This is a genomic window from Mesorhizobium sp. M0496, assembly GCF_040321205.1.
GTDB lineage: Bacteria > Pseudomonadota > Alphaproteobacteria > Rhizobiales > Rhizobiaceae > Mesorhizobium.
Window position 1 is genome coordinate 1 of sequence record NZ_JAMYRC010000068.1, and the last position, 21325, is coordinate 21325.

Genomic DNA, 21325 nt, shown 5'->3' on the forward strand with positions numbered 1-21325 from the left:
TGATGCGCTGTGCCGCATTCCAGAGAGCCTAGCAGGTTGTTGTCACGTTAAGTCCCCTGCTTGAGAAGCCTTGAGGCGTCTTTAGTTTTCGGGCGACGCAGGCCGCACTTTTCCAGGAATCGAAAGCCTCGGGGCGCGCCTGCCGTCGCCCCAGGTTGCATGGGATCTGGAGTTCGAAGTTGGCGGTCCAATAGTCGGACCGTTTTCATAGACACGTCGATTCCTTGCTCGAGCAGTATGTATTTGCTCAAATTCACGTGGTCAGGTCGAAGCGTAGCCCGACCGCGTAATCAACGATCTGCGGTTGCTGGGTATAGCGGTGGGATGCCTCGGCCCATTTGGGGCAGGGCAATCACCGGTCCCCTCAGACATCTCATTTCAAATCGTGCTCCTCTATGCAGCCTATATTTCAGAGGTCGGCGTAGTTTGGAGCCGGTCGCTTCCTCCAATGCGTCATCCTACAATCGGCGCTGCAACAATAGAGTTCTGATCCTCCACCGAACAAAATGAAGGACCAACGTCCTCATTTCGGGTTCAACTCAATGGAGCCCTATCTTTCGCTCCGAGGATTGTCGACGCGGCGGGAGACAGGACATCGAACGAGGACCGCGGGATGCATTCCATTAGGACTGACGCAGCATGAGAGACGTTGAAACTTTCCGGAATTTGCAGCGCGAAGCAACCGAATGCCGCCGCCATCTCCATGCAAATCCCGAACTCGATTTTCGGCTGCCAAATACGGCGAAGTTCGTTGCCGAGCAACTTGCCTCGTTCGGTATCAATCACATCGAAACGGGGATTGCCGAGACGGGCATCGTTGCATTGATTCAGGGTGAGGGCGGAGCGGGGCCGACGATTGGATTGAGGGCGGACATGGATGCCCTGCCGATCGTCGAAGCCTCAAACAAGCCTTGGTCGTCGACAACTCCCGGAATAATGCATGCATGCGGCCATGACGGTCATATGGCGATGTTGCTGGGTGCCGCGAAATACCTCGCGGCTACCCGCAATTTCAAAGGCACTGTCGCCTTGATCTTCCAGCCGGCAGAAGAGCCAGAATTCCCAACGGGCGGCTTTAAGATGGTTCAAGAAGGGATCATGGATCGTTTCAATATATCCCAAGTTTATGGTATGCACATCCAGCCTGGGCTTGGCATCGGCAAGTTCGGCATCCGCGATGGCGCGATCATGGCCTCGCAAGATGACTTCGATATGAGCGTTAACGGCAGGGGCGGTCATGCTGCCCACCCCAGTCAAACCATTGATCCTGTTGTCATCGCAGCCCAAATCATTCTAGGTCTGCAGGCTCTGGTTTCCCGCAAGACGGATCCACTGGACTCCCTGGTTATATCCGTCACTAAATTGAGCGCTTCGCAAGCCTACAATATTATTCCCGATAAAGTTGAGATTTCCGGAACTGTTCGGACGCTGGCACCCACGCTTCAAGATTTCGCCGAGCGAGAAATTCAGGCCGTCGCCCAAGGGATTGCCCGCGGATTCGGTGGAGATATCGACTTCAAGTACACGCGTTCGGTTCCTGCCACTTTCAACCATGCTGAACAAACCAAACTGGCTCTAACGGCGGCTCAAAACCTCGTGGGCGCAACTAACGTCGATGAGTCCATCAAAATCTCCATGGGGGCGGAGGACTTCGCTTATATGCTGGCCGAGCGGCCGGGAGCCTATATCTTGGTTGGTAACGGACCAACGCCCCAATGTCATAACCCGGCGTTTGATTTCGACGATGAGGCCTTGCCCTATGGGATCGGTTGGTGGGTTACTCTGGTTGAGACGGTATTGCCTATTTGAATTGAAACGTGAGCGGACTCTGCCTCTTGGGTGCAATCAAGTTCGTAACCGATCGCGACAAGAACGGGCGATTCAATCCCACACTCATGGTTGGGCACGAATTTCCACGGCAGTGCGTGGACACGGTCTTATCGCTCGCGCCAATGGAGCATGGTGACGGGCTTTGCTGCTCCCTTGGTGACAACCAAGGCCGAAGTGGAAGAAATCGTTGGCACTGCTGGAGTGCAGTGCGCTTCGATGAGAGAGCGGAGCCTAGCTCGGTCTGGAATCCGGGGCGATCGAGCATTCCGACCGGCAGCTGGCAGGCTTTCGCTAAAATGCTGTGGAATGGGGTTCGATAGGCAGAGCACTTCGTGTTGTGCTGCTGATGCCGGTCTCCAAACGAAGGAAGTTAGTAGCGCAGTTTTGGCATAGCCGCTGGAAGCATGAGAGATCAGGGTAAGAGAAAGGAACTCCGGGGATGGCAGAATCACAATCCACATGCCGAAATTATTGCTTTTACCTCTTGCCGGCCTTTTCGCTCCAAGCTTTCTCGTCGGCGGTAGAAGCGCTGAGGCTCGCTAATGAGGTGTTGGGTCGGGACGTGTATAGCTGGCAGGTCATTTCGGATGATGGGCAACCTGCGGCTTCGAGTTGCGGGTTGTTGGTCTGCGCCGATTCTTCGTTATTATTCGAACGTGAAAGAGCTCGTCGATCAATGTCAGCATCGGCTGTTGTGGTTGTCGGCGGCCGCAATGCTCCTAGCCCGCACAAACAGCTTGATGCCTGGCTACGAGAGTGTCGGAACCGGCGCGGCAGCCTCGTAGGGATAGCTGGCGGCACGATTGCGCTTGCTCGGGCGGGACTTGCTGAAGGGCGGCGTTGCGCGGTTCACTGGGAGCAATTTCCTGCATTCTCTGAGCGGTTCCTCGGTGTGGTAGCCACTCAAACTGCTTTCGAGCGGGACGGTGACCTATACACTTGCGCCGGCGGCGACGCCCCCTTCGACATGTTTCTGAATTTGGTTGACCGCCATCATGGGACGGCAATCGTCAACCGCATTTGCGAAAAAGCAATCGCGTGTCGGACCCGTTCGGCGGGTGAGCGCCAACGTCTACCTCTTCATTCTCGAGTGCAACTGAACCATCCGGGGGTAATCAAGGTAATCGAGCAGATGGAGTCAAACCTCACGGAACCATTGCTATTAGAAGAACTTGTGGTGTCAGCCGGCCTATCCCGCCGACAAATCGAGCGGCTGTTTAGCCGGGAACTAGGATGTTCTCCAAGCCGGTATTATTTGGATCTTCGTTTGGAACGTGCGCACTTGTTGCTCATCAACTCGCGCCTGCCGGTGTTTGAAATCGCAATGTCTTGCGGATTCGTTTCTGCATCGCATTTTTCAAAAGCGTACCGCGAGGCCTACGGATGCGCACCGCACCAATCTCGATTACCAGTTACTCAACGAAAGAAACTAATGTCGATTGGCCCGAGTAAAACGAAAATTCGCCAAATCGATCTGAGGCTACGTAACGAGATAATGCCTAACTGCCAGTAGCAGAGCACCGCGCTGATGTTTGAAGATCGGGTATGGCACTCTCGTTGCAGAATGGCCTTAACGCGTCGGCCGTCGCGAATCCAGCACAGCACGACCTTGCGCTTGCCTGGGTCGCGAACGTCAGGAGCAGGTCGGTTTCGCCTGCCCGTCGAATGCGGCCATTATCGTAGGGCGGCTCGGCCTCGATGACCACGCCACAATCGGATTTGGTCGTTGTGCCGACCCTCGACATGGTGGGCCACTGAACTTTTCGGCCTTAGCTGCAGCGTTGGACGCGTCGTTGCACAGGAGATGAGTGGTAGCATGCTCGACAAATATGCCAACTCTCCTAGCATCCATTGTCATTGCCATGTTGGCCTCCCGGTTCTGTCATTGCGCGTAGCCGCCGCGATGTCCCAAAAAGGATCGCGGCCAGTTCCGTGCTTCGGCCACCGTCAACTATCCGCGGCAAAGTCTCAGCGGAGATCGATGCTCAGGTCAGCGATTTCGTCCCAAAGGCTCTGACCAAAGCCACGCAGCACGACCAGCTCGAATTGATCCGCTGCGCAGCGGGTCACGTGCACGGAGATATGTCCCATTATCGTCATCGCGGACTTACCGATGGCCATACCTTCCAAATCGACGGCCGTGCCCTTTGCCAGCACCGACATGACCGCGCGGCCCGAGACTTCGATGCGGATACGTCCATGGGTTTGATCGACCGCAAAGGCGTGTGAAGCGAGCTTTTCAAACGCTACCTGCAGGTCGACGTGAGACGTCGGCTCATCCCTGACGACCAGCCATTGGCCGGGGCCGAACGTGCGGATCATGTTGGCCTGGGCGCCGAACAGGCCTTGCAGCGCGAGCCTGAGATCCTCGCCGCCGGACTTGCCCAGTACCTGGATCAGGGTGCCCTCGGGCATCGCCTTCATGGCAAAGGCGTCGGAGCTCCCCACTGGTTTGGTGCTGATCGCCGGACGGTGGATGAGTTCGAAATCAGACATGGAGCTTCTCGTTTGCTGGATCAAAGAAGATCGAATTGCAGAGACGTGCGGCGGTGAATTCCTTGCTCAGGCCGTTCCACACCACCACCTCTTCGCCATGCCTGGCATGGCCACGCTTCACCAGCGCCAACCCGATGGTCGAGCCGACATGCGGTGAAAAGGCACTCGACGAGACATAGCCCTGGTCGTTCTCGAGCGTCGGCGCGGCGTCCTTGGCGAGGATGTGCGAGCCGGTGCGGAATGTGGTCGTGGGATCGAGCGGGACGACGCCGACAAGGCTCGGGCGATCCTCGGCCACCAGTCCCTCGCGGCCGAGCATCGCCTTGCCGATGAAATCCGGCTTGGCTGTCGATACCATCTTTGCGAAGCCGAGATCCGACGGGATCACCGTGCCGTTGATCTCGTTATGCGTCACATGGCCCTTCTCGATGCGCAGTACGCTGAGCGCCTCGACGCCATAGGGCTGGATTCCATGTTCCTTGCCTGCCTGGAGAACGGCGTCGGCGACGCTCTCGCCATAGCCGGCCGGGACGGCAAGCTCATACGCCAGTTCGCCCGAGAAAGAGATACGGAACAGGCGGCCATGCAGCCGGCCGCCGAACAGCGAAACTTCCTTTGCCGCAAGAAAGGGGAAGGCAGCGTCGGAAATCTCATCATGGACGATCGCCTGCAGCGTCGCGCGCGCCCTCGGCCCGACCACTGACATCTGTCCCCACTGGTCCGTGACCAAGGCGAGCCGTACGTCGAGTTCCGGCCACAGCACCTGAGCGCAGAATTCGAGGTGCGTCATGACGCCGGCGGCATAGGCAGTGGTCGTCGTCATGAAGAAGCGATCGTCAGCCAGGCGGCTCGTCGTGCCGTCATCATAGATGAAACCGTCCTCGCGCAAGATCAGGCCATAGCGCGCCTTGCCGACCGGCAGTTTCAGGAAGGCGTTTGAATAGACCCGATTGAGGAACTCCGCCGCATCCTTGCCGCGGATCTCGATCTTGCCGAGCATGGACACGTCGCAGATGCCGACATTCTTTCGAACGTTCAGGACCTCGCGGTCGACGCTTTGTCGCCAGCTGGTTTCACCCGCGCGCGGGAACCAGGATGAGCGATACCAGAGGCCAGTCTCGACGAAGACCGCGCCGTGCTTTTTGGCCCAGTCATGCAGAGGCGACTTGCGCACCGGCTGGAAATGATGGCCGTGATGCGGGCCGGTCAGCGCGCCGAAGCTGATCGGCGTGTAGAAGGGCCGGAAGGTCGTCGTGCCGACTTCGGCGGGAGAGACGCCACGCGCTTCGGCCAGCAGGCCAATCGCGTTGACATTGGAGAGCTTGCCCTGGTCGGTTGCCATGCCCGATGTCGTATAGCGCTTGGCAAGTTCGACATCGCCATAGCCTTCCTGGACGGCAAGGCCGAGATCCTTGCGCCCGACATCGTTCTGGAAATCGACGAAGGCCTTGCCCTTCACGCCAGGAATATTCCAGAGCGGGCGGGTCGGTGGAGCGATGATGTCGCCATCGACTGGACCGGCGTCGAATGGTTGGGCGCCGAACCCGAGGTCTTGGGCGATGGTAGCGCCTAGCGCGGCGCCCTCTGCAAGGCTTGCTGACAATCCGGTCGTGCCCGTGACGGCGCCCGCGAGCGCGAGGCCCCTGATCTCAGATGGGGCCATGAAGGCACCATGCGCATCCGACCATCGCGGCTTGCCGCCGCGATGGCATGCCAGGTGGATGATCGGGCTGAAGCCGCCGGACATGGCAAGCGCATCCACAGCGATGGTTTCGGTGGCGCCGTTTGCGGTCGTGACGTTGACGCTGGAGAGCGCCTTGCCGCCCTTGGCGTCAGACACGACGGCGCCATTGATAAGGCGAGCCTTGCCGGTATACGCGAACTGGGCATCGGCGCGGCTGTCGATGATTGCGGTAAGCTGGACACCCGCCGCCTCGAGATCGCGGGCGAGTGCATAACCGCTGTCATTGGTGGTGAAGATGGCGGTGCGCTGACCGGGGGCCACGGCAAAGCGGTTGAGATAGCTGCGCATTGCACCCGCCATCATAACGCCGGGAATATCGTTGCCGCCGAACACCAGCGGCCGCTCCTCGGCGCCGCTGGCGAGCAGCGCCTTCTTGGCGACGATGCGCCACATGCGCTCGACCGGCTTGTTCGGATCGGGGCTGCGCACATGCTTCTGGGCGCGCTCCACAGCGCCAAAAACATTGCCGTCATACCAGCCGAAGGCGGTGGTGCGGGTCAGGACGCGCACATTCGGCAGCGTTTCCAGCTCGTCGGCCAGCCGCTTGGCAAAAGCCGGCGCGCTTTCGCCACCGATGGTGGCGGTCTCCGACAGCAACGATCCGCCCACAAGGCTGTGTTCGTCGAGGATGATGACACGTGCCCCTGCACGGCCGGCGGTCAGCGCGGCGGCCAGCCCGGCGGGGCCGGCGCCGATCACCAGCAGGTCGCAATGCGCCCAGCTCTTCTCGTATCGGTCGGGATCGGCCTCGTAGGTCGCCTTGCCGAGACCGGCTGCGCGGCGGATAAAAGGCTCGTAGAGACCTTCCCAGAGCTTCGCCGGCCACATGAAGGTCTTGTAGTAGAAGCCCGCGGCGAGGAATGGCGAGAGCAGGCTGTTCAGCGAACCGATATCGAAATGGAGCGAAGGCCAGCGGTTCTGGCTGCGCGCTTCGAGACCTTCGTAAAGGTCCTGGATCGTGGCGCGGGTATTGGCCTCGGTGCGCCCTCCGCTGCCGATGGTCATTAACGCATTCGGTTCGGCGGCGCCGGCGGTCAGGATGCCGCGCGGCCGATGGTATTTGAAGCTGCGGCCCACCAGTTGGCGGCCATTGGCGAGCAGGGCGGAAGCCAGCGTATCGCCGGCATGGCCTGTGAGCGACTGGCCGTCGAAGCTGAAGCCGAGGCGTGACTGGCGATCGATCAGGCCACCGTTTGGGAGTCGATAGGAGGTCATCAGAGCGCCTCCGCCGATAGGTCGAGCACAACGTCGCGGGAGCCCGAGATTTCATGCGTCGCCGTATCGCGGCTCACCACCAGCCAGCGCCGGCAGCCCGACGTATGATGCCAATGTTCGTCATAGGCGCCGCGCGGATTGTCGCGCAGATAGACATAGTCAATCCACGCATCCGTGCCGGCATCGGGTGCGGGCCGGGCGAGTGCCGCCCCCTTCACAGTGAATTCTTCTTTCGGTCGCGAGCCGCAATGTGGACACGGGATCAGGCTTGTCATGTTCAGGTACCCTGGAAATCAGTGAAGGTTGGGCTGGGCGCCCTGGCCCTTTTCGTCGAGGATGTGGCCGCGCGCGAAACGGTCGAGCCGGAAGGCGCGAGCGGTCTCGTGTGGCGTGCCGCGTGCGATAAGATGCGCAAAGCAGAGGCCCGATGCGGGCGTCGCCTTGAAGCCGCCGTAGCACCAGCCGGCATTGAGGTAGAGATCGTCGATGTGGGTGCGGTCGATGATCGGCGAGCCGTCCATCGACATGTCCATGACGCCGCCCCAGGAACGCAGCACGCGCACGCGGGAAATGCCTGGGATCATCGCCTTACCGGCCTCCGCAACATGCTCGACGGTGGCGAGATTGCCGCGCTGGGCATAGGAATTGTAGCCGTCGATGTCGCCGCCGAAGACGAGCCCGCCCTTGTCGGACTGCGAGACGTAGAAATGGCCCGCGCCGAAGGTCACCACGCAATCGATGAACGGTTTCAGGCCCTCGGAGACGAAGGCCTGCAGCACATGGCTTTCCAGCGGCAGCTTGATATCGGCCATCTCGGCAACGCGCGAGGAATTGCCGGCGGCCGCGAGCGCCAGCTTGCCGCAGCTTAGGAAGCCGCGCGTGGTCTCGACGCCGGCGACCTTGCCGTTTTCGCGGCGAATGCCGGTCACTTCGCAATGCTGGATGATGTCGACGCCGCGCATGTCAGCGCCGCGGGCATAGCCCCAGGCCACCGCGTCATGCCGCACCGTGCCACCGCGCCTCTGCAGCAGGCCGCCCTTGATCGGGAAGCGTGCATTGTTGAAATCGAGGAATGGCAGCTTGGCGCGGACCGCGTCGCGGTCGAGCAGTTCCGCATCGACGCCATGCAGCATCATCGCGTTGCCGCGCCGTGTATAGGCGTCGCGCTGCGCGTCGGAATGATAGAGATTAACCACGCCGCGCTGAGAGACCATGGCGTTGAAATTGAAGTCCTGCTCCAGCCCTTCCCAGAGCTTCATCGACAGTTCGTAGAAGGGATTGTTGCCCGGCAGCAGGTAGTTGGAGCGGATGATTGTCGTGTTTCGCCCGACATTGCCGGAGCCGATATAGCCCTTCTCCAATACTGCGACATCGGTGACGCCAAATTCCTTGGCGAGATAATAGGCCGTCGCTAAGCCATGCCCACCCCCGCCGACGATGATCACGTCGTAGTGGGATTTGGGCTCCGGCGCGCGCCAGGCTGGGCCCCAGCCGATGTTGCCGCGAAGGCCATTGAGAAAAATCGAAAGAGCGGAGTATCGCATCGCTGCTCATGTCCAAGCTTGGAGAGTCGGGGCAACCTATGACGGTCGTCAGCATTTTCAGTTCCAAATATGGGACGATTTATTATATAGATCAGACATGACGATTGAATCGGACAGACAGACCCAGCGGTTCGGTTTTCTGCTGCTGCCGAATTTCGCGCTCATGTCCTACGCATCGGCGACCGAACCCCTACGGGCCGCCAATCTGCTAGCGGGGCGCAGCCTCTATGCTATCGGGCAGCTTTCGCAGGGCGGCCGACCGGTGCGGAGCTCCGGCGGCATCGAGATTGCCTGCGATGATCTTTCGTTCGCGGGAACGGAATTCCATACAGTATTCGTCTGTGCGGGGGGCGATCCCGGCAACTGGGTGGAAGCGGACAGGCTGTTCAGCGCGTTACGGCGGTTGTCGCGTCTCGGCGTCCGTCTCGGCGCGATCTCGAGCGGTGCCTATGTTCTGGCCGCCGCCGGTCTGCTCGATAACAGAGACTTCACCATTCATTGGGAGCATGCCCCCGTACTGCGCGAGGCCTATCCGGATTTGACGCCCCGGCAGGCCCGCTACGTCATCGATGGCGATCGCATCACCTGCGGCGGCGGCGTGGCTCCGCTCGACATGATGCATGCGCTGATCGCAGAACGCATGGGCGCGCATTTCGCGAGGCGCGTCAGCGATTGGTACCTTCACACCGCGATTGCCGACCCCTCCGACCCGCAACGCGGCTCAGCCGCCGAGCGATTTGGTACCCACAATCCCATCCTGCTGGCCGCGCTTGAAAAAATGGAGGCGACGATCGAAAATCCCCTCGATCGCGAGGCAATGGCGCATTTTCTCTCGATCAGCTCCCGCCATCTGGATCGCCTCTTTTCACAGCATCTGAACGCCGGCTTTCTGCAATCCTATCGCCGGATCCGGCTGGATCATGCGCGGCGGCTGATCGAACAGAGCCCGCTTGCGATCGCCGAAATTGCCTTCGCGACTGGGTTCTCCAGCACCGGACACTTTTCCCAAGCTTTCAGGAGTCAGTACGGAAGTCCTCCAAGCTCTTTGCGGACCGGTTTGTCTGAGACCGTCCTGTCAACGTGCAAACCTTTTGCTCGAACAGGAGAAAACTGCAAGACAAGGCTGCCGCAGAGGAATGCGCATACGCGGTGGCGCTCGTCCTAAGAAATTTCCTTGTCGCTCTCCTATGAAACCGGTGTTTTCACGTTAATTAGCTTGCGGTTGCTTGCGTGTCGGATTGAACGCAATTTTCTCGGGCCATGCAGACATCATATATCCGTTTCAAACGTCATCGTTTTGGGCCGCAGATCGGTCAACGGTCTGGGGTTACCTACGCTTCAACCTGAATCTGCGTGAAGCTGATGAAATGCTGCTCGAGCATGGAATAGACTTGTCATATTAAACAGTCCGCCGTTGGATAGCCAAATTTCGGATCCCAGACATGCAACTGTACGGCAGGCGCGCCCCGGCGCGGGCAATTAGTCTCCCACGAGCGGTTCGTCTAGCGTATCCTTGTTGGTATGTGGACATTCGAGCGATTCCTCGCGGGGGTCATACCACACCGGCAGGGAACGCGTCCGAGATCGTCAAGGCGCCGCCCGCAGAGGGCTTCGGGTGGCTGCCGATCGCACGGCTCCATGGATCCGGATGTTTGCTGCGCTTTAGCGGGCGGCGCGCAGGCGATGTCGGCGGCGGACCGGTATGCTAAGCAACGACTGACTCAGCGATAAGTACCTTAGGCTCCCACCTTCTTCCAGGGCGAAGCATTCGCCCGCCGATCTGCATACCGGCCGATGGCGACTATTTGATATGATCCGTCGAACTGTCGCGACGCGAAAGGGGACGGGGTCGGATATCTTCGTTCCGTTCCATCGAGCGACTGAGATGATGCTGACAACGCCACGGATTGATGCTCATGTGCACTTCTACACAGCTAGAGACTTGGCACGCGTGACAGGTGGAGCCCCCTACACACTGCCTGCTCCGCATCCACTCAGTACATATCTTGATACCTTGATCGATGCCGGGGTGAACCCAACACTGCTCAATAATGTTCACTTGAGTATCCTGCCGGACTCGGAGAATGTGTTCGCGTCCTTTAACGAGCTGGCAGGTTTAAAGGAGCGCGATCCTTTGCGCTACGGATGCGTCCGGCTGGTCGGAACGATTTTGGCCGATCCCCACTATGCCAATGCTGAACGCTTGGCGCATCCGCAGGTGCAGGGTGTTCGTATAGTGCTTCATGATGCGACTCCCGAGGCGATCAGGCATGATGCCTATACCGGTGCCGACTGGCCGCAGCTTTTCGCGCGGTTGCGCGCTGACCAGCATGTGCATGTGTATGCGCAGGAAGCCGCAGTCAACCTGAAGGTGCTCAGACAACTGCCCGAACGAGTTCCTGTCCTGATCGACCACCTTGGCACGTGCCATCCCGAGCGGGGCGTTGACGACCGTGCATTCGTCGCTTTGCTGCGCGAGGCCGGTGAGCGTGGCAACGTGTACTTCAAGGGCCCCGGATACCGCACGGCGATCGATCCGGCCGCTGCCCTGCCTTTCGCTGTCCAGATCGTCGAGCGGGTGGGTGCGCACAGGCTGCTGCTGGAGGCCAGCGACGCCCCCCATATCGGCGCCGACCGGGAGGGCCGGGCCTACGCCAATCTCTTCACTCCTGAGCATGCGTTCGACTTCGGCGCGAGGCTTGCCCGCGCCACCGCCGCACGCACGGGCATCACAGCGGATGCACTGCTTCGCGGCGCATCCGCCGAAATTTTTCCCCCTCCCGCTGAAAGGAAAAACATGACTAACCTGATTGAAGAAGATATCGCCTTCCCTGTGGCCTACCACGACGGCACCCATCGCCTGCGTGGACGGGTCTTCCGCCCTGCTAATCCGAGCGACGAGCAGCAGAAGCTCCCTCCGGTGGTCTTCAACTCGGGCTTCACCGGCGGCACCAGCATGTACGGCCAGTTGGTGGGCAAGGCTCTGGCCGGGCGCGGCTATCGCGTGATGACCTATGACGTCGCCGGTTTCTTCAAGAATAAGGACGTGCGCAACACCGTCAAGCGCGGCGACCTCACAATGACGAACGTCAGCCTCGAGGACCAGAAGGCCGAGGTGCTCGCTGCGATCTCCTGGAGCAAGGAGCATTTTGGCCGCATGCCTGTCGTTGCCTCATGGGCGATGGGTTCGGTCGCCAGCTTGGCCGCTATTGCGGAACTGGCCCGCGCGGGCGGCGACCAGGTTCCGTACTACGTACCGATGAACTACACCCGCATGACTTCCTTGCAAAACCTTCGCGCCGACAAGACGGCGGCACACGCGGCGCTGCTGGAGTTGCCCGATGACGAACCGGTACCGTCGTTCGACACGGGGACCCTAGAGACGAGGCTTGGTTACTATCCCCTCGATTCGGCGACGCAAGCGTACGTCGATGAGCAGCTCGGCAGCTATACGGATGTCGACGGGGTTGATCGCTGGCCAGGTTGCAGCACCGTGAGTGCGAGGTCGTATAAGGAGTGTCTGGCATTTGACCCGGAGGCTGAGCTCGTTAAGGATTCAGGACGTTTCCCGCCGGCACTGATCGTCCATGGGGCGGAGAACACACTCCACATGCCGGAGGAGTCGGTCCGGCTGCATCAGGTCTATCCGGGGCAGAAAACCAAGGCTCCGTTGCTGATCGCCGGTATGGAGCATGGCCAGCAGATGAGCGCCGAGAACATCGTCTTTTGTTACATGATCGAGAACATCGACCGCGGAATCCGCGCGCATAGCATGTCACCCGTTCCGTCCTGAACCTGCGCAGCCCTGCTCCACCCAAGGCCGCGCCCGGGCTCCTTGAGCGCCATGATCCCTAAACTCCCGTCCGACTCCATCACGCTTCCACTCTACCAAGCCTTCTGTGCCGAACTTCGGGCGCGGGGCTTTGCGGGCGACCTGTCGATGGGGACCAGCGACAGGACGGTCATGGCGACCGACAACTCGATCTATCAGATGGCGCCGCAGGCGATCGCGTTCCCGCGCAAGCGCGATGACCTTGTCCGGATTTCGAAGCTGCTCGCGGAGAATCGGTTCTCGGCCATTCGCGTCGCGCCGCGCGGCGGCGGGACCGGCACCAACGGCCAATCGCTGACGGACGGGCTTGTCGTCGATCTGTCGCGCCATATGAACCGGATCCTCGCGATAGACCCGGTGCGCCGTACGGCTCGGATGGAGGCGGGTGTCGTGAAGGACCAACTCAACGCGGCCTTGAAGCCGTACGGACTGTTCTTCGCCCCCGAGCTGTCGACATCGAACCGGGCCACCATCGGCGGCATGATCTCGACAGACGCCTGCGGGCAGGGATCCTGCCTTTACGGCAAGACCCGCGATCACGTCCTGGAACTGACGACCGTCCTGTCCGACGGGACGGTTTGGAACTCGGTGCCCCTGGACGAAGAGGCGCTCTCGGCCGCTAGGAGTCGCCCCGATCAAGCGGGAGCCATCCATCGCGCCGTCGACGATCTCGAGCGCGGGAACGCGTCGCTCATCACCGCGCACTTCCCGAAACTCAATCGCTGCCTCACAGGTTACGACCTGGCTCATATCCGGCGCCCAGACGGCCGCTTCGATCTCAATGCTATCCTGTGCGGATCGGAGGGGACGCTCGGCTTTCTCGCCGAGGCGACACTCGGCGTCCTGCCGCTGCCGAGCCAGAGCGCAGTGGTGATCCTGCGCTACGACAGCTTCGATGCCGCGCTCCGGGACACGCAGGCCCTCGTCGCCTTCGGGGCGGCTTCCATCGAAACCGTTGATTCAAGAGTGTTGTCGCTCGCCCAGGGTGACCTGATTTGGGCGGGCGTCTCTACATACTTTCCTGAGGACGACGGGGAACCGGCGCGGGGCGTCAACCTGATCGAGTTCGTCGGGCAAAGCAACGCGCAGGTTGAGGAGGCCCTGGGCCGCCTGGCGGCTGCGCTTGACACGGACGGACCGCTTGCCGGACGGCGCGGCTTCACGATCGCCAGGGGGATCACCGAGGTCTCTCGCATCTGGGAGATGCGGAAGAAGGCTGTCGGACTTCTTGGCAACATGAAGGGCGACAAGCGCCCGATCCCCTTCGTGGAGGACACGGCCGTGCCGCCGGAGAACCTAGCTGACTTCATTGCTGAGTTCCGGGGGGTGCTTGACCGATGCGGACTCGACTACGGGATGTTCGGGCACGTCGACGCCGGAGTGCTCCATGTCCGTCCGGCCATCGACATGAAGGCGGCGGGCGCCGAGGCGCTGATCCGGGAAGTCACGGATGAGGTCGTGGCACTGACGCATCGCTACGGCGGGCTCCTCTGGGGCGAGCACGGCAAAGGCATGCGCTCTGAGTTCTCGCCCCGCTTCTTCGGTCCGCTCTACCCGGTCCTTCAGGCCGTGAAGGCGGCCTTCGATCCGCGCAACCAATTCAATCCCGGCAAGATTGCCGTCCCGGACGGCGGCGTGCTCCTGAGGGTCGATGGCGTGCCGACCAAGGGCCAGCACGACCGCACCATTCCGGCCGGCGTAAGGGCCGGCTATGACGAGGCGTTGCACTGCAACGGCAACGGCGCCTGCTTCAACTGGAACCCGGACGACGCTATGTGCCCCTCCTGGAAAGGCACGCGCGAGCGCCGGCATTCCCCGAAGGGCCGTGCCCAGCTCATGCGCGAATGGCTGCGGCGGCTCGCCGCGAAGGACATTGACCCGCTGGCGGAAGCGCAACGGCTGCGGGCCCGGCCCGCCTGGCTGACTTTTCCAGCCCGGCTTCTTGCAACGCTCCGTCGGGGCGACGACTTCTCGCATGAAGTCCACGAGGCCATGGCAGGCTGCCTAGCTTGCAAAGCCTGCACGGGCCAGTGCCCGATCAAGGTGGACGTGCCCACGTTCCGGGCGAAGTTCCTCGAACTCTACCATGGACGTTATCTGCGGCCTCTGCGCCACCACGTGATCGGGCGGCTCGAGGCGATGCTGCCGCTCCTCGCCCGGATGCCGTCGCTCGTCAACCTGGCGACGGCCCTAGGCCTGATGCGGCCCCTCGGCCTTGTCCATACGCCGAGGCTGTCCGGGTTCGATCTCGGGCGGGAGCTGAAGGCAAGGAATGTCGCCATCGCAACGCCGGATGCATTAGGTGCCCTGGCTCCGCACGAACGTATGCAGAGCGTCGTCGTCGTTCCGGACGCATTCACGACCTACTACGAAACGGGAGTGCTGCTCGACACGCTCGACCTCCTCCGCGCAATCGGGATGAGGCCGTGGCTCGCGCCCTATAGGCCGAACGGCAAGCCGCTCCACGTTCACGGCTTCCTCAGTTCGTTTGAGCGCCTGGCGGCCGAAAATGCGAGTGCGCTTGGGCAGCTCGCCGCCGCCGGCGTCGACCTCGTCGGGCTCGACCCCTCTATGACGCTGACCTACCGATCCGAGTACCCCGCAGTACTCCCCGGGCGGAAGCTGCCGTCCGTGCAACTCATCCAGGAATGGCTGGCGGCCCGGCTAGATTGGCTCCCCCGCATCGCGGGAGCGCCCAACTACCTCTTCTTGCCGCACTGCACTGAGCGGACCAACGCGCAGGCGGCGGTGGCAGCGTGGCGCCACGTCTTTGACGCTTGCGGGATCGCACTCACCGTTCTGCCATCCGGCTGTTGCGGCATGGCGGGCACGTTCGGTCACGAGGTCGAGCATCGCGCCTTGTCCGAGCACATATATGCACTGAGTTGGGCAGGTCACGTGAAAGCCGCCGGCTCCTCGGGTCGGCTCCTCGCGGATGGCTTCTCCTGCCGGTCCCAGGTTGAGATCATCGATGGTGTTCGTCTTGCCCATCCTGTGCAGGCGCTCCTTGCCGAGCTCTCGAATCGACCCGAGTAAGCCAATCGGAATGCTCGGACAGCCACGCTATCGCGCCGACCGACTGGGTGAAGTTGCCCGAACAGCGTATCGTGCTGTTGCGCAAGTGGGGTTGATTAACGGGCGAACCGAACACCCAGTATTCGCGAGTTGGCCTGCGATAGGATGTGAATGACGAAATTTTTGTCAAAAACGAGCAGCACGGTGACCGGCATCCCCGGGACTGGATCCGTACCCATACGTATTGGGTTGCTGGTTTTTCCGGAGTTCTCGATGATGGCGCTGGCCTCGGCAAGCGAACCTCTGCGTGCAGCCAACAGGCTTTCTGGACAATCCCTCTACGAGTGGTATGTGCTGTCATCCGACGGGACTCCCATTAGCTCGAGCAGCGGTCTTGAGCTACAGACCGTCTCGATCGACGACGCACCCGCGATTGACCGGCTGTTCGTCATTGCAAGCATGCAAATCGAGAAGCTGCATGATGTCCGAGTCGATCGCTTCCTCCGACGGCTGGCCGTCGTTGGTAAGCCGCTCGGCGCGCTCAGCACGGGCACCTTCGTGCTCGCCCGCGCAGGGCTGCTAGCTGGCTATCGGTGTACATTGCATTGGGAGTTATTGCGCCAATTCGCGGAGGAGTTCCCGTTAATCGAGGTCTGCCGTGAGCTCTTTGTGCGTGATCGCAACCGTTGGACATGCGCTGGGGGCACTGCCGCGATCGACCTGATGCTTGACCAGATATCCAGTGATTGCAGTGGGCAGCTTGCTGCTGACATTGCTGAGCAGTTCCTGCACAGCCGCATCCGTCGACCTCAAGAGCATCAGCGTATTGCTATTCAATGGCGCTACGGTGTCAACGACGCTCGTCTCACAGCGGCGATCGCTTGCATGGAGCAGAACCTCGAATATCTCGTCCCCATTGAAGACATCGCCCAGCATTGCAACCTGTCGCAGCGACAGCTTGAGCGTTTGTGGCACCAGCACTTCAACATAACCCCGCAGCGCTTTTACCTCGCCGTGCGCCTGAACGAGGCCCATCGGCTTCTCAAGGAGAGCACCGAATCCATTGCCTCGATCGCGCTGCGCTGTGGCTTCGTCTCCGCCTCTCATCTTGGCAGCGCGTATCGCAAAGCCTTCGGCCGTAGCCCTGGCGAGGAACGGCGAAATCTGAGCCTCGTTAGTGTGAAAAAAACAGGATTGGCCGTGACGTGAAGATCGATACGAAAATAGGTGATGAGGCTTCGGAGCCCGTCGCGTCCGCTTCCGCTGCATGTGGGCGCTGTGCTTTGCCTGGAGGCGCATGACTCGCACGCGGGCAGACAAAAAAGGAATCCCAGTCCGGACTCTTATGTCAGGCTGGAACCACTAGGTGCCTAGAGTGCGAATGCCACATCGCTTCGCCTAAGAAGGGAGTGAGATTTGCCCATAGCCCAAGACACCGTGTTTGATGCGGAGGAGACCCCTCAAGTCATCGTCTTCCTCCTGTTGCCCGGTCTATCTCTAATGAGCCTGGCCTCGGCAATTGAGCCGCTGCGCTGCCTTAACCGATTGATACAGCGGCCAGCTTTCCTGTGGCGACTCGCGAGCCCGACCGGCGTCGATATAGAGGCTTCTATGGGCATTCCGCTGCCGACGCTTGAGTATGAAGCGGCGCTCTGCGGTGCAGACTACCTCTTCGTCTGCGGTGGTTTGCATACTGAGTTGAACGATGAAAGGCGCTATCTCCAAGTTCTTAGGGAGGCCGGGCGTCGTAGACTCGCGATTGGATCGCTATCAACCGGCACGCGGCTGCTGGCTCGGGCGGGTCTGCTGTCAGGGTATCGTTGCACGATACACTGGGAGAGCCGTTCTGCCCTTAAAGAAGAGTTCCCCGATCTTAACTGCACGAACCGGATTTATGAAATCGACCGCGACCGCTTGACCTGTTCGGGTGGGACTGCGGCGATGGATATGATGTTGCATCTGATTTCGGTACGGTTCGGCAGAGATCGTGCTCGGAGCGTTGCCGATCAGTTCCACCATGAGCATATCCGAAATGAGAACGAGGATCAGTTCGGTGGACGCCTTGTACATTTAGCGCATCTTCCAGACAAAATACGACGCGCGATCGATCTAATGCAGCGTCATGTTGAGGAGCCGATACCAGTTCCGCACATTGCCCTACGGGTAGGGCTTTCTGTGCGTCAGCTAGAGCGTCGATTCAAAATGCACGCTGGCCTAACGCCTCAGCGGTACTACATGCAACTCCGTATAGAGCGAGGGCGCGAGCTTCTCATCTACTCTAGCCTATCTGTCATTAACGTAGCTCTATCTTGCGGTTTCGATTCAGCTTCCCATTTTTCGACATGGTACAAACGCATCGTCGGAAAGAGGCCATCTGAATCGCGCGGACAAGATCGGACGCCCCTAGTTCGTACAACCGTTGAGAATAAAGCCGCGTCGTAAATCGCGAAAGCCGAAACGTAATAGATCGGCGATCGACGCACCCGCGCATCGCTATCGCGGCCAAAACTCGAGATTGCAGACGCAATCGCGAGGTTGCCTGATGAGCTCTGTTCTAATCGTTGGCAACGTCAGCACCAGTGTCGAAAGCTTTATCTTTATATCGTGTCCAAGGCAGATGGACAGTACGCATACGACGAAGGCCGCATGATTGGCACATGCGCGTGCGCGGGGCGGGCTCTATGATGACGTTTGCGTGAGGTCAGGCGGCTGCTGATTGGCGGGCTTATCGGCTTCGCGCAGGCGCTTCCAGTGCCAGGGCAGTAATTCGTGCAGACGCGAGGTGGGAAGATCGGCAATGCGGGCCAGGACATCGGCGAGCCAAGCTTTCGGGTCGACGTCGTTGAGGCGTGCCGTGGTGATGAGGGTAAGCATAACGGCGGCGCGGTCGGCCGCGCTGGGAACCGGCGAAGGTCCAGTTGCGCCTTCCCAGAGCCATCGCAGTGTCATTCTGCCCATGTCGGGCAGATGGTGGAGTTTCATTATCGCTGGCATCCATATTACGGCGGTCGTTTTCAGCATGAAGGTCGCGAGGACTGGGCCAATGGCGCGATCATCCGGGTAGAGATCAGGCCGGGTGAGATCATCCAGGTGGCGGAGTGGATGCTGGATCGGGCGTTTTGCGCCGACATGGAGATGGGCGAACCGCGTGTTGCGGTGATTGGGCTTGTAGAGCTTCATAGACTGCTTACCGAGCGCGGTTTCAGGCAGACTTCGAGGGGTGGACTCACGGCCATCCAGGAGGCGCGCCATGAAGGCTTTACCACTACCGCCGACATTACCAGTGCTGACCCAGCAGCTGAGCATGCCGTTCGATACGCCGCAGATGCGAGGCCTGAGCGACGGGGAACGAAGCGTCGTTGTCGCCAGGCTGGCGACCCTCCTGATGGCCGCGGCCGGCGTCGCGACGAAGGAGACGAGCGATGACGGGCAATAATCTCCTTCCAGCCCGGTGCTGAAGCGCAAAGCTGTGGTCTACGTTCGACAGTCGACCCCGGGTCAGGTCCAGAACAACCTGGAGAGCCAGCGGCGACAATATGAACTTGTCGATGTCGCGCGACGCTGGGGTTTCCGTGATGTCGATGTGATCGACGATGACCTTGGTCGTACCGCCAGCGGTGCTGTAGACCGCCCTGGCTTCGAACGACTGGTGAGCGGCCTGTGCACGGGCAAAATTGGCGCAGTGCTCTGCTTCGACGCATCGCGTCTTTCTCGCAATGGCCGGGATTGGCACCATCTCCTGGAACTGTGCGGCCTGGTTGAAGCGCGCGTCATAGATCTCGACGGAGTGTACGATCCTTTTCGGCCTAACGATCGATTGTTGTTGGGCATGAAGGGCAGTATCAGCGAGTTTGAGCTCGGCATTTTGCGAACGCGCATGCTTGACGCGGCTCGCGCCAAAGCGCGGCGGGGGGAGCTGCGTCTCAATGCCGATGATGGCGAGCTCATCACGTGGCTGTTCCGTCCTGCGGCGCACCACACGCAACAGGGTATCGTAGCTCACCGGCATCATGAGGCGATCGGCAAAGGCCGCAGCCGGCCTGCCGCCAAGCGTGAGCCCCAAGTGATGAACGATCGTCTCAAAACGTCCGGTCCTTCGCGATAGCGGAGCCAGAATATCGGCGCCAAACCGCTCGGCAAAAATGCGGCGGCGGCAAAGAACGGCGTCGCACCAGAAACGGCGAACCGTCACCCGCAGGAAAACCCGCCGACCGGCGATCGGCAAATCGGCGGCTTGCCGCAGATATCGGCTCTGGGTCCGGAGTGAACTGGTCCCGCAGCACGGGCACTTGCCGAAAGCGCCGTTGCGCGCACGTCAAGAAATACGCAATCCGTGTCGATCTCCGCATGCTCGACGACGAAGCCCGCCGGCGCCAGTTTCGTCGACCCAGATCTCCGTTCCATTGTGCTGATTCCCCTCGGAAAAATTGCGATTTCAGCCTTCACATGCAGCGAGATTGAGTCTCACCCCCTTTTGCGCGAAAAAACAGGGTCCCAATTCCGTGGTCATTGACAGAATCAGGTTGAAGCGCAGGTAAAGCCGATGTTGACGAGCTTCGAGAGCAGCGCCGTGGGAGACCCCATACCGGCCCACGATCCAATCTCGAACGTAGTCAGATTAACGACTGTTGCTGAAATATTTAGCAACGGTATGACAAATTTCACAAATGTTTTCTTTCAATATTATTCGCTCTATGCAAACTTGCACGAAGAGACATAACAGTCGATGGAAATCACATGATCGATAAGATTAGTATTGCAGCTTCCATATCTGAACTTAATGAATACTTTAGCGAGGATTACTTACATTTTGGGGATGTGGTAAATCCGCCGGAGAAAAATGACCGAGATGCAGGAGAGCTTTGGGATATTCTTGCTCTTAGACAAGGCAGCTCAGTTCTTGAACTTGGATGCGGTTATGGGCGGATTACCAATCGGTTGGCCGAAAAAGGAGCGTGGGTAACCGGACTTGATATCTCGCCGATCTTGCTAAAAAAAGCCGAAACTGACGCGGCTGAACGCGGAGTAAACGTTGAGTATGTTCTGGGCGACATGCGCTCACTTCCTTGGCGAGATCGATTTGACGCGGCTTTTCTGTGGTACACGACGTTTGGCTATTTCGATGACGCGGACAATGAGAGAGTCCTTCGTGAAGCCGCTTCTTCACTTCGAAAGGGCGGGCGTCTTCTAATCGATCATGCCAATCGCTTCGATTTTCTGAGTTACAAGTCGCCTATCTACGTAGTGCAGCGTAACGACGATCTAAGGATCGATATAATCAGCAACGACGTGCTAAACGATCGTCTGAATATCGAAAGGATTTTCGCCCGCGATGGACGCGTGAGACGAACGAACCTTTCATTCAGACAGTATGGGTTTTCTGACTTTGTTCGCATGTTAAAAACCGCGGGGTTCGAGACTGTGGAGGCTTATGGGCAGGAAGGTGGACCGTTTACATCCGATAGCTCGCGCCTCGTGGTTGTGGCGTACAAATAATACCAACGGCAACGGCCCTTTAGTGAAGGGAGAGGCTCATGTCTGCATTTAGTCAAGAAGAGTATCGTGCACGCACGACCCGGCTGCGCCAGCAGATGGCCGAGCGCGGCATCGACGTACTGCTTGTCTTGAATGAAGGGAATATGAACTATC

Annotated in this window: 13 protein-coding genes and 3 pseudogenes; 11 read left to right on the forward strand and 5 right to left on the reverse strand. The window is 59.9% G+C overall.

Annotated elements, in window-relative coordinates; genetic code table 11:
- Positions 1–639: 639 nt before the first annotated feature.
- Positions 640–1809 carry a M20 aminoacylase family protein gene (locus tag NKI73_RS31790; RefSeq protein WP_352635809.1) on the forward strand — a complete coding sequence of 390 codons (1170 nt, stop codon included), beginning with the start codon at positions 640–642 and terminating at the stop codon, positions 1807–1809.
- Between the two features lie 460 nt (positions 1810–2269).
- A complete protein-coding gene (locus NKI73_RS31795) occupies positions 2270–3343 on the forward strand; it encodes a GlxA family transcriptional regulator (RefSeq protein ID WP_352635810.1) in 1074 nt (357 codons plus the stop codon).
- A 455-nt stretch (positions 3344–3798) separates the two neighbouring features.
- On the opposite strand, the gene NKI73_RS31800 is transcribed toward NKI73_RS31795, so the two are convergent.
- The 4 genes from NKI73_RS31800 to NKI73_RS31815 are packed head-to-tail and all read right to left on the reverse strand — an operon-like array spanning position 3799 to position 8829.
- Positions 3799–4326 carry a sarcosine oxidase subunit gamma family protein gene (locus tag NKI73_RS31800; RefSeq protein ID WP_352635812.1) on the reverse strand — a complete coding sequence of 176 codons (528 nt, stop codon included), beginning with the start codon at positions 4324–4326 and terminating at the stop codon, positions 3799–3801.
- Positions 4319–7285 carry a sarcosine oxidase subunit alpha family protein gene (locus NKI73_RS31805; protein ID WP_352635814.1) on the reverse strand — a complete coding sequence of 989 codons (2967 nt, stop codon included), beginning with the start codon at positions 7283–7285 and terminating at the stop codon, positions 4319–4321. Before NKI73_RS31805 ends, NKI73_RS31800 begins: the two co-directional genes overlap by 8 nt.
- Positions 7285–7560 (reverse strand): sarcosine oxidase subunit delta, encoded by a 276-nt coding sequence (locus NKI73_RS31810; RefSeq protein WP_352635816.1) that lies wholly within the window; start codon positions 7558–7560, stop codon positions 7285–7287. The genes NKI73_RS31805 and NKI73_RS31810 overlap by 1 nt, the downstream gene beginning before the upstream one ends.
- Before the next feature lie 18 nt (positions 7561–7578).
- Complete coding sequence (locus tag NKI73_RS31815; protein ID WP_352635817.1) at positions 7579–8829, reverse strand: sarcosine oxidase subunit beta family protein; 1251 nt, start codon at positions 8827–8829, stop codon at positions 7579–7581.
- 97 nt (positions 8830–8926) lie between these two features.
- On the opposite strand from NKI73_RS31815, the gene NKI73_RS31820 reads away from it, so the two are divergent.
- From NKI73_RS31820 to NKI73_RS31840, 6 genes and pseudogenes are all read left to right on the forward strand, one after another.
- Complete coding sequence (locus NKI73_RS31820) at positions 8927–9994, forward strand: GlxA family transcriptional regulator (protein ID WP_352635818.1); 1068 nt, start codon at positions 8927–8929, stop codon at positions 9992–9994.
- 95 nt (positions 9995–10089) lie between these two features.
- Positions 10090–10300 (forward strand): annotated as a pseudogene (locus NKI73_RS33730) (IS6 family transposase); the annotation flags it as partial.
- A gap of 414 nt (positions 10301–10714) precedes the next feature.
- A complete protein-coding gene (locus NKI73_RS31825) occupies positions 10715–12622 on the forward strand; it encodes an amidohydrolase family protein (RefSeq protein ID WP_352635819.1) in 1908 nt (635 codons plus the stop codon).
- 51 nt (positions 12623–12673) lie between these two features.
- Positions 12674–15697, forward strand: a complete 3024-nt coding sequence (gene ydiJ, locus NKI73_RS31830) for a D-2-hydroxyglutarate dehydrogenase YdiJ (protein WP_352635820.1) — start codon at positions 12674–12676, stop codon at positions 15695–15697.
- Positions 15698–15847: 150 nt separating this feature from the next.
- The gene (locus NKI73_RS31835) at positions 15848–16885 is read left to right on the forward strand and encodes a GlxA family transcriptional regulator (RefSeq protein WP_352635822.1); all 1038 of its coding nucleotides are present in this window, start codon (positions 15848–15850) and stop codon (positions 16883–16885) included.
- 207 nt (positions 16886–17092) lie between these two features.
- Positions 17093–18118, forward strand: coding sequence for a GlxA family transcriptional regulator (locus tag NKI73_RS31840; RefSeq protein ID WP_352635824.1), 1026 nt, complete (start codon positions 17093–17095; stop codon positions 18116–18118).
- Between the two features lie 237 nt (positions 18119–18355).
- On the opposite strand, the pseudogene NKI73_RS31845 reads toward NKI73_RS31840, so the two are convergent.
- Positions 18356–18614, reverse strand: a pseudogene (locus NKI73_RS31845) (transposase domain-containing protein); the annotation flags it as partial.
- A gap of 312 nt (positions 18615–18926) precedes the next feature.
- Here NKI73_RS31845 and NKI73_RS31850 point away from each other — a divergent pair.
- The 3 genes and pseudogenes from NKI73_RS31850 (at position 18927) to NKI73_RS31860 (ending at position 21172) form a co-directional block, all read left to right on the forward strand.
- Complete coding sequence (locus NKI73_RS31850) at positions 18927–19112, forward strand: hypothetical protein (RefSeq protein ID WP_023731891.1); 186 nt, start codon at positions 18927–18929, stop codon at positions 19110–19112.
- Positions 19099–19616: pseudogene (locus NKI73_RS31855) on the forward strand (recombinase family protein); the annotation flags it as partial. The gene NKI73_RS31850 and the pseudogene NKI73_RS31855, both read left to right, overlap by 14 nt.
- Positions 19617–20413: 797 nt before the next feature.
- A complete protein-coding gene (locus NKI73_RS31860; RefSeq protein ID WP_352635826.1) occupies positions 20414–21172 on the forward strand; it encodes a class I SAM-dependent methyltransferase in 759 nt (252 codons plus the stop codon).
- Positions 21173–21325 lie beyond the last annotated feature (153 nt).